Below are 13,980 nucleotides of genomic sequence, written 5' to 3' on the forward strand. Positions count from 1 at the left end.
CCGTGCCGGGCTCGCTCATGGTGCTCCTCGCCGAGGCCGCGATCGCTGTCGACCCTCTGACGGCGGGTGCGGTCGGCGATGTTCCTGAGGGAACGCTGGCAGACGCCCCTCAGCGCCGGCAGCCCCCGCGGATCGGCTCGACGCGCCGCAGGAGCACGGCGGTGGCGATCGCGAAGAGCACCGTGAGCCCGACGAGCGCGAGCCCCGTGCTCGCCCGGAGCCGAGGAGCACCGCCTCGTCCGGCGCCGGCCGCGGCGGAGGAGCGCGCGGCGGCAGGGGCGGAGACCGTGGCGTCGGACGCCCGCGGCGTCGTCGGCCCGGGGACGGGCGGCGAGGGCACTGGCCGCGACGGTCGGGCCCTTCCGGGCGGCGGGGTGAGCGTCGCGCCCGACAGCTCGGGGCCCGCCCGGGCGCCCCGAGCCGCACGGTGACCGGCGCGCCGACCGTCAGCTCCCGGAACGGGCGGCCGCCGCCGAACGACCCGTTGCGGCTGCGGTCGAAGAGCTCCCAGCCGTCCGGCTGGACCGGATCAGCAGGTGCTCGCGCGAGACCCGGGGCCGACGAGCTGCAGGTCCGACGCCTCGTCGCGGCCGACGACCAGCGTCTCGCCGGGTCGCAGCGTGCGACGGTCACCGGCCGCGCGGACCACGAGCGGCGCCGCCCCGGACATCCCGGGACGGGCGCCCGCGCGCCCGGGCTCGTACGCCATGGACGCGACCTTCTTCGTCCGGCGGTGCTGGTAGGGGCTGTCAGGGCAGGAGCAGGAAGCCCATCCGGCCCTGGGCGTCCACGCCCACCACGGCGCCGCCGGCGGCGAACCGGTAGATGCCGGAACGGCGCTGCGGGGGCTCGCGCAGGGCGGCGAGGAGCGCCTCCCGGTTGGCCGGCTCGGCCAGCAGCGGCGCCACCCGCGCCCACGGGGCGGCGTCGAACGCGGCCGACGGGCGGTACCGGGCCTGGACGGCCGGGAGGTCGCCGGCGCCGAGCGCGGTGTAGAGCTCCCCGGTGCCCGTCGCGACGGCGGCGGGCAGCGCGCGCCCGGCGGTGTCGGCGGTGGCCGGGGCGCCGGCGGGCGGCGGGACGGCGGCCGGCGACGCCGGGGCGGCGGGCGCCGCCGGGGCGGGGGCCACGGCTTCTGGCTGCGACGCGGTCGACGACGGCGCGGACACCAGGGTCAGGACCGCCAGCCCGGCGGCCACGACGATCGCGACGGCGAGGGCGGCGCTGGCGATCCAGGGTCCGCGCCCGGCGCCGACGGCGGGAGCGGTCACCGCCATGACGCCGCGCTCCGCGCGAGGGTCGGGTGGTCGCTGGTCATGTCGGCCTCCTCGATCGGCCTCGGGATCGTGATGCCCCGGATGGCGATACGCCAGATCGTGACGCCGCAGTATCGGGATGATCGGTGGCGGGCGTTACCGCCGGCCGGGGCAGTGTCGGACATCCCACGCGGACGCGCATCCCCTCGCCCACCCTCCCGGGACCGGACAGCTCACGGCTGGGATCACGGCCGGGATCACGGCGGGGGCAGACGGGGCACGGTGGCGGCGGCGAGGCGGGTCGCGTCGGCGCAGAGGGCGTCGGCGGGTCGTGTCCCGAACACCGTCACCTCGAGGAGCTCGACGCGCGGGGTCCCGTCCGCGGCGGTGTAGGCGCGCTGGGCGAGGGCGACGTCGCACGAGGACCGCTGCGGGGTGACCGCGGCCTGTCGGCCCGCGACGGCCGCGGTCGGCGCGAAGGCCCGGCGGCGTTCGACACCCACGTCGACGACGCCGCCCGTGCCGGTGCCCCACCGGCACGACCAGCCGCCCACACCGGGGGCGACCGAGGCCGGGTCGAGGCCCGGCACCGGGCCGAGGTCGGTCCGCGTGAGCAGGCTGCAGGTGTCGACGGAGGTCAGGGCCGTCGGCGGGTCCTCGGTCGCGCGGCTCGGCAACGTCGTGCCCTGCTGCAGCACCCGCAGCGTCGCGTCGGTCGCGGTGTCGGCTACGGCGCAGAGGTCGGCGCCCGAGCCGGCGGGGGCGATCGCGTCGAGCGAGACCTGGACGCCCTCGGTGGTCACGACGGTGCGGGTGCAGGAGCCGGCCTGCGGCGCCACCCGGCGCACCAGCAGGGCCCCGACGCGCTCCTCCCGCGCGGCGCTCACGGCGGTGGCGACGGGCTCGAGGGTCGCGATCACCGCGACGTCCCCGCCCGGCGCCGCGACGTCGACGACGCACGTGGCGGGGCCGCCGAGGTCGGGGACGACCCGGGCCTCGCCGCCGGTGCGCGCCGCGAGGGCCGCGGGGTCGACGAGGCCGCAGGGGTCGACGGTGCGCGGGTCGCCGATGGCCGCGGGGACGACGCGGTCGCTCGGCCCGGCCGGTGCCGCATCGGTCCCCAGGACGAGCACCGCGGCGACGGCCCCGGCGAGCAGGAGCACGACGACCGCGACGGCCACGACGACCAGGCCCGTGCGGGTCGGGGGACGCCCCGGGCCCGAGGGGTCGTCGACCGGGCCCGGCCGCTGAGGCGGCGCCCCCGGACCGGCGGGACGCGCCGGCATCGGGCCCGAGGGACGGGGTGGGGCCACCGCGACGGGCCGCCGCGCGGGCATCCCCGGCGCCGGGCGGGGGAGGACCGGCGTTGCCGGACCCGGCCCGTGCGGCGACACGAGGACGGGGGTCGTGGTGCGCTCGTGCGGGTGGCCCGGGCCCGAGGACCCGACGGGCACCGGGCGGGTCGGCGACCAGGCCCCGGTGGCCGTCGCCGTCGGGATCACCTCGGTGAGCCGGACGGGCGGGGCCTCCTCCGGCCTGCCGACCTCGCCGAGATCGCGGCGCAGCCTCGCGCCGAGGTCCCCGGGCACCTCGGGCGTCGCGTGCACCGCGCGCTCGAGGACGTCCGCCAGGCGCGCCGCGAGCGCCGGCTCACTGTCGTCCGTGCCGGCGTCCAGGAGCGTCGCGGCGAGGGCGCGGGTGTCGTCGTCCTCGGCGCCGGGCCGGTCCGTCGGGCGCACCCCGGACGGCGCGCCCACGAGCCACACGGCGTCGTCCCCGCCGACCAGGACGAGGTCCGCGCCGACCCGGCCGTGCACCACCCGCGCCGCGTGGGCCGCCCCCAGCGCCCCGGCCAGCACCACCGCGCGCCGCAGCGCCGCCGCCGGCGCGACGGGACCGTCGTCGGCGAGACCGCGCACGCCGGCGGGCAGATCGTGCACCAGCCACAGCCCGCGGTCCGCGCCCGCCGCGACGTCGTCCGCCGGCGCGAGGCCGGGGTGCGCCGCCGCGGCGAGACGGCGGATGTCGCGGGCGACGCGGGTCAGCGCGTCGGGGGCGGGAGGCCCGTCCCGCCCGTCCGGTGCGAGGCCGTCCGGTGCGAGGCCGTCCGGAGCGAGCGCCACCGCCACCACGTCACGATCGCCCCACTCGTCACGCGCCGCCCGGACTGTCACCCGCCCCGCTCCGTCGCCGGTCAGTGACGGCCCGAGCCGGTAGTGCCCACCCGAGAGCGTCTCGCCGTCGGTCACTCGTCCGTCCAGTCCTCGACGATCCAGTTCTCGGCCGGGCCCGTCGTGTCCGGAGGGGCGTCAGCCGCCGAAGGTCGACTTGGCGCGGAAGCGGAGCGCCTGGAACACCTGGTTGGACTGCTCGAGGTTGGTGGTGCGGATCTCCCAGCTGTAGTTCAGGCCCTCGTAGATGCCGGTGGAGATCACGCCGGTGCTGGACTGCGCCGTGTACAGCGGGCCCTGCTGGACGCCGCCGGCCTGCCAGACGTCGAAGTTCTCGATGCGCGGGCCGAGCGCGGCGGTGTCGTCGTACCAGGCCCGGGCGCCCGCCGCGTCCGACCACCGTGCGAAGTACACGGTGGCGCCCGGGACGACGCTCGAGTAGTCGCACGAGTAGGACTCGATGGACGTCGCGCCGTTCTGGGCCCGCAGGGGAGCCGTGGCGGGGTCCATCAGCTGGCAGTTGGAGCTCGTCACGTCCGGGAAGACCTGCGAGAGCGCGGGCTGGCCGGCGGGCGGCGTGGGCGTCGTCGGCGAGGTGGGTGCGGCCTGCGACGACGGACCCGCGGTCGTCCCCGGGGTCGGCTGGGCGATCGGGGGCGCCGAGTCCTGGTTGAGCAGCACGACCGCGCCCACCGCGACGAGCAGCAGGACCGCGGCGATGCCGGCGACGATCGCGATGACCTTGCCCTTGCCGCTCTTGGGCGGCTGCGGGGGCTGGCCGTACCACCCGGCCTGCGGGCCGCCCGGGGGCGGCGGGTACGGGCCGGTGCCGTAGCCCGGCTGCCCGTAGCCCTGCGTGCCGCCGGGGAACCCGGGCTGGCCGCCGGTGTAGCCCTGCGTGCCGTAGCCGGGCTGCGGGCCGGACCCGACGCCGGGCTGGGGTCCCGAACCCTGCGGCGTGCCGAACGGCGAGGGTCCCTGCATCGGGCCGCCCGGCGTCCACGGCTGGGCCTGCGGGCCGGAGCTCGGTCGGGGCCCGGGCACGTACGTGGGGGTGACGCCCTGCGGGCCGGACGACCGCGGGCCGGCCGCGGCCGCGGCGCCGAGGCCGGCGCCGGCCGCCCCGGCAGCGAACGCGCCGCCCGCACCGTGGCGGGCGGTCCCGTCGTCCGGCGCGCTGGTCTCGCCGGTGGGCGCCTCGCCGCCGACGGCCTGCAGGGCGGCGTCGGCGAAGTCGCCGGCGGTGGCGTAGCGCTGGGCGGGGTCCTTGGCCATCGCCGTCGCGAGCACCGCGTCGAGCGCGGGCGGCGAACCGGGTGCGACCTCGGAGAGGCGCGGCGGGGTCTCGTTCAGGTGGTCGTACATGAGCCCGGGGCCCTCGGAGAGGAACGGCGGACGCCCCGCGATGGCCTCGAACAGCAGGCACCCGAGCGCGTAGACGTCGACGCGACGGTCCATCTCGCGGCCGAGGAACAGCTCCGGGGCCATGTAGGCGAGCGTGCCGATCGCCGAGCCGGTGCCGGTGAGCGAGCTCTTGGTGTCGCCGCCCATCGCGCGCACGATGCCGAAGTCGACGAGGTAGACGAAGTCGCGCCCGCGGTGCTGGGTGATCAGCACGTTGGACGGCTTGACGTCGCGGTGGATGAGGCCGTCGTCGTGCGCGGCGTCGAGGGCGTCGGCGGTCTGGCGGACGATCTCCGCCGCGCGACGTGGGTCGAGCCGGCCGTGGCGCTCGATCTCGTCGGCCAGGTCGAGACCGGAGACGAGTCGCATGTCGATGTAGAGACGGCCGTCGATGGTGCCGAAGTCGTGGATCGGGATGACGTGCGGCGACGAGAGCCTGGCGGCGGTGCGCGACTCGCGCCGGAAGCGCTCCTGGTAGTCGCCGTCGTCGGCGAGCCCGCCGTGCAGTCGCTTGACGGCGACGGTGCGCTGGCGGGAGGTGTCGAACGCGCGGAACACCTCGCCCATCCCGCCGCGCCCGATGCGCTCCTCGAGACGGTAGGGCCCGAACATCTCCACCGGGTCGCCGGCGGACGGCGAGGGCGAGTGGCCCGGGGCCTCGGTGCTCATGGGGCGCTCTCCTGCGTCGGGGAATCCGGGGAGACCTTCCCCCCGAATGAAAGTCACCGAGAGTATGCGGGATCGCCTCGTGGTGGGCCAGTGGACTCACACTTTTCGCAGAGTTCCCTTACTCGACGTGAGACCCGCCGTCGTTCGACGCCGGCTCCGCGCCCGGACGGGGGAGTCGTCAGGCCGGGACCTGCGCAGCGGGCAGGAGGCGCATCGCCGGGAGCATGCGGTGCGTTTCCTCCAGCGATCGGGTGACGACGTCGAAGCTGTAGGGCCGTTCGGCGTACGCGGCGGTGGCGTAGACGGTGCCGTCGGGCGAGGCGTGGGTGTGCACCGGGCCCTGCGGCGCACCGGCACCGTCGTGCCACTGCGTGACGCCGTCGAGCGCCGAGCCCCGGCTCGCCTGGTCCGCCTGCCACCGGCCGGCGTCGGCCGCGGTCGGCCACTCCGTGTAGTAGACGTACCCGCCCGGCACGGCCGCGCCGTAGTCACAGCGGATCACCGACAGGGCCCGCGCGCCGGTGGACGTCACGTACTCGCCGTCGCCGGCGGGGTAGGACGTGCAGCGGCCGCCCGGTCCGGATGGTGCGGCCGCGACGTCCGGGAACGCGGCGGCGAGCCGGCTCGTCACCGGGGCCTCGACGGGCGGCGCGGGGGCCGGGGCCGTGTCGCTGCCCGCGAGCAGGGCCCACGACGCGATCACCGCGACGAGCACGGCGACGAGCACCAGCAGCACGGCGCCGAGCGCGACCCACCACGGCCGGCGGGACCGGCGCGGTGCCGCGGGGAGAGGTGCGGGGGCGGCAGGGCCCGTCGGCGGACCCGCTTGCTCCGGCGCCCGCGCCGGCGAGGCGGCCCCTCGCGGGGCAGGCACCGAGGTGAGGGGCCACGCCGCCGGTCCCACCGGTGCCGGGACGTAGCGCGCGGCCGGCGTGCCGCCCGTCTGCCCACCGCCCGACCGCCGCCCGCCGGTCGGGGGTGCGGTGGCGGGGCCGGTGATCCCGCGACCGGGGTCGAGGCGGTCGCCCGCGGTCCGGGAGCTTGTCAGCGCGGTGTGCGCGGCGTCGGCGAGCTCGCCGGCCGAGGCGTACCGGTCCGCGGGCGACGGGGCCAGCGCGCGGGCGATCACCGCGTCCACGTCGGCCGGGAGCCCCCGACGCCGGCCGGTGACCCGCGGCGGCTCGTCGTACCGGCGCCCCGCCGTGGCCCACGGGTCGTCGTCGGGGAAGGCCGGGCACCCGGTGAGGGCCTCGACGAGCAGACAGCCGAGCGCGTGGACGTCGTCGGCGCGGGTGCCGCCGGGCCCGGCGACGCCGAAGTCGGCGAGGTGGACGACGTCGCGCCCGTAGTGGTGCGAGAGCAGGACGTTCGACGCCGTCACGGCGCCGTGCACGAGTCCGTCGGCGTGCGCGTCGTCCAGCGCGTCCGCCACCCGGCGCACGACGGCCGCGGCGCGCGCCGTCCCGAGCGGGCCGTGCTCGGCGATCTCCCGGGCGAGGTCGACGCCCCCCACCAGCGCCATGTCGACGAACAGCGCGCCGTCGATCGTGCCGACGTCGTGGATCGGGATCACGTGCGGCGACGCGAGCCGGGCGGCCACGCGGGTGGCCCGGCGGACGTGCTCGGCGTACCCCTCGTCGTCGGAGAGGTCGGGGCGCAGGCGCTTGAGGGCGACGGTGCGCTCGCGGACCGTGTCGTAGGCGCGGAACACCTCCCCCGTGCCCCCGGCGCCGAGGCGCTCCTCGAGCCGGTACGGGCCGAAGCACTCGACGTCGGTGGCAGGCTGCCGCGGCGGCAGGGTGATGCTCATCCGACCCTCCGGGCGCGTGGGTCGAGACGGCGCAGCAGCAGCGCGGTGACGACGACGAACAGCACCGTGACGCCGGCGAGGGCGCCGAGGTCGAACAGCCACGTGGCGGCGTCGTGGTCCCACAGGGGCTCGGCCGCGGTGTAGGGCGGCGGGACGCCCGGGCCGCTGCGCACGCCGATGGTCGAGGCGCCGAGCGCGCAGCCCCAGCGGGCGGGCACGAGCCACGACAGCTGGGCGAGGACCGGGCTGTCCTGGATCTGGAGCAGCGCGCTGGACAGGATGAACTGCAGCATCGCGAGCAGCACCAGCAGCGGCATGCCGCGGTCGGCGTTGTCGATCCACGCCGACACGGCGAGCCCGACGGCCATGCTGGCGATCGTCGTGGCAGCGATCGCGACGAGGATCTCCACGCGCGGGTCGCCGAGGACGACGGCCTCGTCGGGACCCGGCCGGCCCAGCGTGCCGAGCACCCCGAGCACCAGGCCCTGCAGTCCGGTGATCACCCCGAGCACGACGACCTTGGAGAGCAGGTAGGCGCCGCGCGAGAGCCCGATCGCGCGCTCGCGGCGGTAGATCTCGCGCTCCTTGACCAGCTCCCGGATCGAGGCCGCCGACCCCATCAGGGCGGCGCCGACGACGAACACCATGAGCAGGCTCTGCGGCGCGCCCGGGACGCCGCGCAGCTGCTCGGCCAGCGACAGGCCGGTGTCGACGGGCAGGGCGTGCGACAGCGCCGCCAGCAGCAGCGGCAGGGCCACCATGAAGATCGTGTACTGGCGGTCGGCGCCGATCACCGCCAGGTAGCGCCGGGCGAGGACGCCGAACTGCGCGAACGTCGACTGCTGCCGCGGCGGCGCGGCCGTCGTGGGAGCCGGGGTGGGGGCGCCGTACGGGCCGGGCGCCCGCGTCGGCGGCGGCGTGCCGATGTAGCGCTCGGCCACGGCCGAGCGGCGGAACCGCTCGCCCCAATCGGCGCCGGACTCCCGCTCGAGGAGCAGGAAGAGGTCGGCGACGTCCGGGACGCCGAAGTAGGCGAGGGCCTCCTGGGGCGGGCCGAAGTAGGCGACGGTCCCGCCGGGGGCGAGGAGCAGCAGGCGGTCGCACACGTCGAGGTTGGCGACGTTGTGGGTGACGACGACGACGGTGCGGCCGTCGTCGGCCAGTCCGCGCAGGGTGCGCATGACGGACTTGTCCAGCCCCGGATCGAGGCCGGACGTGGGTTCGTCGAGGAACAGCAGCGAGGGACGGGTGAGCAGCTCGAGGGCGACCGAGGTGCGCTTGCGCTGGCCCCCGGAGAGCGAGTCGATGCGCTGCTCGGCCTGGCCGGTGAGCCCGAGCTCGCCGATCACCTCGTCGATGCGGTGGTCGCGCTCGGCCTCCGTGGTGTCCGACGGGAAGCGCAGGCGGGCGGCGTAGGCCAGCGCGCGTCGCACCGTCAGCTGCGGGTGCAGGATGTCGTCCTGCGGCACGAGCCCGATGCGCTGGCGCAGCTCGTCGTAGTCGGCGTAGAGGTCGCGGTCGGCGTAGGTGACGGTGCCCTCGTCGGCGGGCCGGAACCCGGTGAGCGCGCGCAGCAGCGTCGACTTCCCGGCCCCGGACGGGCCGACGACGGCGAGCAGGCTCTTCTCCTCGAGCGCGAACCCGACCCGGTCGAGCAGCGTCCGGCCCTTCGAGGTGCGGACCACCAGGTCCTCGGCGCGGAACGCGATCGCGCCGGCGTCCTCGCGCTCGACGAGCACCCCGCCCTCGGCGCCGTCGAGGTGGAACAGCGCGTGCCCGATGCCCACGAGCATGCCGGGGCGCAGCGGCACGCGGTGGATGCGCCGGCCGTCGACGTAGGTGCCGTTGGGGCTGCCGAGGTCGATCAGCTCCCAGCCGCCGGCGCCGTCGGAGCGCAGCTCGGCGTGGTGGCGCGAGACCAGGAGGTCGCCGACGACGACGTCGTTGTCGGTCTCGCGCCCGATCCGGATGCGCGTGGCGGGGCCCCCGGGGGTGGCTGCCGGGGTGGCGGTCGAGATGCGCGCGGTGGGCGCCGGCTCGGGGTCGGCAGCAGCGGCCGGGACTCCGGACGGAGCGGCCGGCGGCAGCCGGTGCACCGCGGAGAGGCGCCCCTGGCGGCTCGGCCCGCCGGCACCGACGTCGTCGGGGGACGGGCCGGCGAGCGGGTCGTGCCGGGGGCGGGGCGGGGAGCCGGGCGGGGCGGGGACCGGACGGGAGTCGGGCCCGGCGGGGCGGGCCGCGGGCGGGACGAGGGGTGCGGCCATCGGCACCGGCGGGGCGCCGGGGTCGGCGCCGACCGCCCGGAGCGCGACCTGCACCTCGGGCCCGCCGTGCCCGAGCGCGAGCGTGAGCCGCGGCGTCGCCCCGGGCGAGAGCCGCAGCTGCTGGAGGCGCTCCCCGGCGACGAACACCCCGTTGCGGCTGTGGTCGATCAGCTCCCACCCCGTCGGCAGCGGCCGCAGCTCGACGTGGATGCGGGAGACGAGCGGGTGCACCACCTGGAACCCGGCCGCCTCGTCGCGGCCGATCGTGACCGGCCGGCCCGGCGGGACCACGAGCCGGCGGTCACCGTGCGTGAGTTCGAGCTGCGGAGCCGTGAGCGGCCGGCCGCGGGCGGGTCGCCGTCCCCCCGCAGGCCGGGGCACGGGTTCCACGGGGTGCACGGCCGACCTCCTCGCGGGCCGGCCCGAGACCCGGCCCCTCACACGCCACTGTCACCTTCCCGGCGCAGTGGTGTGGCCGAGACGGTGACAGTGTGTGTTCGCAGGCGGAGTGGCTGCCAGGGGGTTCGCGATAATCGCGCCGCAGTATCACTCGGTGTGATGAACGCGGGACGAGTCGGTCCGGGCGCCTCTCAGGCGGGCCGCGCCATCTCCGCGGTGTCGACCCGGCGCGGCGGCACCGGACCGTCGACGGGGGCCGAGAACGGGCGCGTCAGCGGGTCGCGGCGGGCGGTGTCGTTGTCGATCCCCTGGGCACGCGCAGTGACCTGCACGGAGCTGACCTCGGCGAGCCGGCGGTTCATCCGGTCCAGGCGCGCGCGCAGGGCGGCGTCGTCGACGACCTCGCGCTGACGGGCCCGCCGGACGGCGCGGCGACGGTGGGACCCGGCGAGGGAGGAGCTGGAGGTGGCGGTGCTCGAGGAGCGGCGGAACATCGTGGATCACGTCCCTGGGTGAACGGCCGACGTACTGTCACCCTTGTCATCGAGCGCCACACGGCTGTCCTTGATGCGCCGTCCGGTGGATCACGGACGGAGTACACCGCCGCAGGCAGCCGCTCAGAACAGGTCGAAGAACCCGTCGTCGCCCTCGGACCCGCTCGAGCCGTCCCCGGTGCCGTCGCCGCCCTCCGTGGCCCCGCCCGAGTCGCCGGTCTCCGAGCCTTCCGAACCGCTGCCCGTGTCCCCGGACGGCGCCGCGGAGGTCGGCGCCGAGCCCGAGCCCCGCGCGACGTCGACGGTGACCGTGCTGCCCCGCGGCACCGCCGTGCCGGCGCTCGGTCGCATCCCGACGACCGTCCCCGCCACCGTGCCCGCCGCGCCGCCGTCGACCTCGCGGAACGAGACCTCGAGACCGATGCCCTCGAGCGTGGACTCCGCCGAGTCGCGGGAGCGCCCCGCGAGGTCGGGGACCTGCAGGGTGGCCCGTCGCTGGCCCACGATGAGCTCGATCGCGCCCCCGGCGGGGCGCAGCGAGCCGGGCACCGGGTCCTGGCCGACGACCTGGCCGATCTCCGTGGGGTCGGACGTCTCGCGCTGGCGCGGCACCGGGGTGAGCACGAGGCCCGCGGCCTCGGCGGCGACGCGGGCGGCCTCGGGGCTGCGACCGACGAGCAGTGGGACCTGGACCAGCCCGGGCCCGCGCCCGATCCGCAGCGTCACGGCCGACTCCTCGTCGACGCGCACCCCGACGTCCGGGGACGCGCCGATCACCCGGTCGACCTGCTCGGGCGGCGACGCCGTCGGTACGACGATCGGGGAGAGCCCGGCGTCGGCGAGCGCGCGGACGGCCTCGTCGCGCGAGAGGCCCACCAGGCGCGGCACCTCGCTGTCCGACGGGCTCGCGACCCAGACGACGCCGAGCACGAGCAGCGCCACGAGGCCGATCACCGCCGCCCCGAGCCGCCACCGCGAGCCGCTGGTCCGCGCCGCCGCATGGGCGCCGGTGCGGGGTCCGTGGTCGAGCTCGACGGCGCCGCGCCGCCGGCTCCCGCGCGTGACCTCCTGCGTCAGGCTCATCTCGCCGGTGGTCTCGACGGCCGCACCCCGACGCCCGGGGTCGGTGGGGTCCTCGGGGCCGGTGACGCGGTCGTACTCGGCGAGGACGGCGGGCGCGTCCGGGCGCTCGCCGGCCAGCACGCGCAGCAGGTCGGTGCGCATCTCGGCGGCGGTGGCGTAGCGGTTGTCCGGGTTCTTGGCCATCGCCTGCCGGACGACCGCCTCGAGCGAGGGGTCGATCACCACGCCGGGCGGCGCGAGCGTCGCCAGCATCGGCGGGTCCTCGCGGACGTGCTGGTAGACGATCGCCACCGGGCTGTCGGCGCTGAAGGGCGGCTCGCCGGTCAGCAGCTCGAAGAGCACGCAGCCCGCGGCGTACACGTCGGCGCGGGCGTCCACGTCCTGCCCGAGCCCCTGCTCGGGGGAGAGGTACTGGGCGGTGCCGATGACCATGTCGCCGGTGAGGCCCGGCCCGGTCTCGGTGAGGGCCCGGGCGATGCCGAAGTCCATCACCTTCACGACGTCGCCCGGCGTGATCATGATGTTCGCCGGCTTGACGTCGCGGTGGACGACGCCGTGCTCGTGGCTGTAGCCCAGCGCCGCGCACACGTCCGCCATCACCGCGCAGGCGTGCTCGGGCGGCATCGGACCGTGGGCGCGCAGCAGATCGCGCAGCGTCGACCCGCTGACGTACTCCATGACGATGTACGGCAGTCCGACCTGCTCGCCGGGCACCTCGCCGGTGTCGTAGACCGCGACGATCCCGGGGTGGTTGAGCCCGGCCACGTTCTGCGCCTCGCGCTCGAACCGCAGCCGGAACGAGGGGTCGCGCGCGAGGTCGGAGCGCAGCACCTTGATCGCGACCTCGCGCCCCAGGCGCACGTCGAGGCCCGAGTGCACGTCGGCCATCCCACCGCGGCCCAGGGTCGGGCCGAGCTGGTAGCGGCCGGCCACCACCGTCGCCTGCGACATGCGCTCCGTGCCTCCGCTCTGTCACCCGCTGCTGGCCTCGTGGCCCCGCCGCGACGACGGGGTCGCGACGGCGGGCCGCCGCGATCCGCGCCAGCATCACCCGGTCGGGTCCAACGGGTCGGGACCGGGTGGGGAACGGCGGGTCGCCCCTTCGGCGCGCGAGTTCGCCCGTTCGTCGGGTCCTGTGCCCTCAGTCGCCGCAGGCGCAACCGTCGCAACAGCAGCCGTCGGAGCCGCAGCAGTCACAGCAGTCGCAGCTGCACTCGGTGCAGTCGCAGCAGTTCGCGCAGGGGTTGCTGCGCGGCCGGCCGCTCCACGGCCCCGGGAACTCGTCGGCGCAGCAGAGCTGGCCGGTGCAGCAGAGCCCGGCGGCCGCCACGCAGCCCGCGACGACGCCACGGGGCGGGCGTCCCCCCGCCCCGTCGCCAGGGTGCGGGGGCTGGTCGGTGGGCGGCTGCTCCGTTCGGGCGTGCGTGCGCTGCCACGCCCGCTCGGTCTCGTGGACCAGGAGGCGGTGGGCGAGGCGCGCGTCGAGCTCGGGGCCCGCGAGCTCGACGGTGGGCAGGGTCGCGGCGAGGATCGCGACCTGGGTACGGGCGAGCCCGCGGGTGGCCTCGACGCCGGCCCCGGTCGCGTCGACGGGGTTCCAGCGGCCGGCGCGGCGGTCGTCCTCGAGGTCGTCCAGCGCGTCGAGGAGGTGCGCGAGGCGACCGAAGGCGGCGCCCGTGACGGCCAGCGGCGCCGCGTTGTCCGGCCGCCGGGCGAGGACCGCCGTGTGCGCGAACGCCGCCGACACGGCGTCGGCGGTCGGCGCCGTGGCCTCCTCGAGCGTCGCCGTCCCGCCGTGCTCGATCGCGTGCTGGCGCGCCGGGACCGCGAGCAGCGTCGCCGGGTCGAAGCCCGCCGGAGCGGTGGCGCGCGCCCGGTCGCTCCAGCGGTCGGCCAGCCGGCGGCCCACCGCCGCGACCGGCGCGTGCCGGAAGGCGCCCTGGCGGTCGTCGGCGTGGTCGGCGACGTGGCCGGCGGCCAGCAGCAGCGCGGCGTTCGCCGCCAGCCGGGCGCCGTCGCCGGTGGCCACGGTGGCGGTGCGCATCCCGCGGGCGGGGCAGGGGCCGGCGAGACGGTCATCGGTAGATCCGGGGACCGGGGTCTGCGCCGTGGTGAGCACGGAGACGAGCAGCGCGTCGACGTTGGTCGCGGCCCGCGCGAGCTGACCGTGACCGTCGCGCAGGGCCAGGCAGGTGCCGCACAGGTGGGCCGCCCAGCGACGGTGCAGCGCGGGGGGTAGGTGGTGACGGCAGGGCCGCACGATGCCGAGCACGCGGGAACGGTAGTGCGAGCGACGATGTCGATCGTGACCGCCGTTCGCCACTCGGATGCGCGCCGTTCGTCGCAATGCTCACCGCCGAACGCGTGTCGCCGGTGGGACGCCAGGGAACGGTGGCGGGGACCGCGCACGTCCCGGACGGGGCGGGTGTG

Annotated in this window: 10 protein-coding genes; all 10 read right to left on the reverse strand. The window is 77.2% G+C overall.

The window, feature by feature from the left end; all coding sequences use genetic code 11:
- Positions 1-109 precede the first annotated feature (109 nt).
- Positions 110-340 carry a hypothetical protein gene (locus tag OG774_RS26370; protein ID WP_328305296.1) on the reverse strand — a complete coding sequence of 77 codons (231 nt, stop codon included), beginning with the start codon at positions 338-340 and terminating at the stop codon, positions 110-112.
- Between the two features lie 189 nt (positions 341-529).
- Positions 530-709, reverse strand: a complete 180-nt coding sequence (locus OG774_RS26375; RefSeq protein ID WP_328305297.1) for a hypothetical protein — start codon at positions 707-709, stop codon at positions 530-532.
- 40 nt (positions 710-749) lie between these two features.
- Positions 750-1,277 carry a hypothetical protein gene (locus tag OG774_RS26380; protein ID WP_328305298.1) on the reverse strand — a complete coding sequence of 176 codons (528 nt, stop codon included), beginning with the start codon at positions 1,275-1,277 and terminating at the stop codon, positions 750-752.
- A 236-nt stretch (positions 1,278-1,513) separates the two neighbouring features.
- Positions 1,514-3,505 carry a hypothetical protein gene (locus OG774_RS26385; protein ID WP_328305299.1) on the reverse strand — a complete coding sequence of 664 codons (1,992 nt, stop codon included), beginning with the start codon at positions 3,503-3,505 and terminating at the stop codon, positions 1,514-1,516.
- Between the two features lie 60 nt (positions 3,506-3,565).
- Positions 3,566-5,500 (reverse strand): serine/threonine-protein kinase, encoded by a 1,935-nt coding sequence (locus OG774_RS26390; RefSeq protein ID WP_328305300.1) that lies wholly within the window; start codon positions 5,498-5,500, stop codon positions 3,566-3,568.
- A 178-nt stretch (positions 5,501-5,678) separates the two neighbouring features.
- A complete protein-coding gene (locus OG774_RS26395) occupies positions 5,679-7,310 on the reverse strand; it encodes a serine/threonine-protein kinase (RefSeq protein ID WP_328305301.1) in 1,632 nt (543 codons plus the stop codon).
- On the reverse strand, positions 7,307-9,973 hold the full coding sequence (locus tag OG774_RS26400; RefSeq protein ID WP_328305302.1) for an FHA domain-containing protein: 2,667 nt from the start codon (positions 9,971-9,973) through the stop codon (positions 7,307-7,309). The genes OG774_RS26395 and OG774_RS26400 overlap by 4 nt, the downstream gene beginning before the upstream one ends.
- A gap of 191 nt (positions 9,974-10,164) precedes the next feature.
- Positions 10,165-10,467 (reverse strand): hypothetical protein, encoded by a 303-nt coding sequence (locus OG774_RS26405; RefSeq protein WP_328305303.1) that lies wholly within the window; start codon positions 10,465-10,467, stop codon positions 10,165-10,167.
- Positions 10,468-10,590: 123 nt separating this feature from the next.
- Entirely contained in the window at positions 10,591-12,501 is a 1,911-nt protein-coding gene (pknB, locus tag OG774_RS26410; protein WP_328305304.1) for a Stk1 family PASTA domain-containing Ser/Thr kinase, read from the reverse strand.
- A gap of 190 nt (positions 12,502-12,691) precedes the next feature.
- Positions 12,692-13,822, reverse strand: a complete 1,131-nt coding sequence (locus tag OG774_RS26415; RefSeq protein WP_328305305.1) for a DUF5685 family protein — start codon at positions 13,820-13,822, stop codon at positions 12,692-12,694.
- Positions 13,823-13,980 lie beyond the last annotated feature (158 nt).

This window comes from Actinomycetospora sp. NBC_00405 (genome assembly GCF_036044095.1).
Lineage (GTDB): Bacteria > Actinomycetota > Actinomycetes > Mycobacteriales > Pseudonocardiaceae > Actinomycetospora > Actinomycetospora callitridis.

Coding starts and splice junctions, on each gene's coding strand:
- OG774_RS26375 (WP_328305297.1), bottom strand. CDS start 709: ATGGCGTACGAGCCCGGGCGCGCGGGCGCCCGTCCCGGGATGTCCGGG.
- OG774_RS26380 (WP_328305298.1), bottom strand. CDS start 1,277: ATGGCGGTGACCGCTCCCGCCGTCGGCGCCGGGCGCGGACCCTGGATC.
- OG774_RS26390 (WP_328305300.1), bottom strand. CDS start 5,500: ATGAGCACCGAGGCCCCGGGCCACTCGCCCTCGCCGTCCGCCGGCGAC.
- OG774_RS26395 (WP_328305301.1), bottom strand. CDS start 7,310: ATGAGCATCACCCTGCCGCCGCGGCAGCCTGCCACCGACGTCGAGTGC.
- OG774_RS26405 (WP_328305303.1), bottom strand. CDS start 10,467: ATGTTCCGCCGCTCCTCGAGCACCGCCACCTCCAGCTCCTCCCTCGCC.
- pknB (WP_328305304.1), bottom strand. CDS start 12,501: ATGTCGCAGGCGACGGTGGTGGCCGGCCGCTACCAGCTCGGCCCGACC.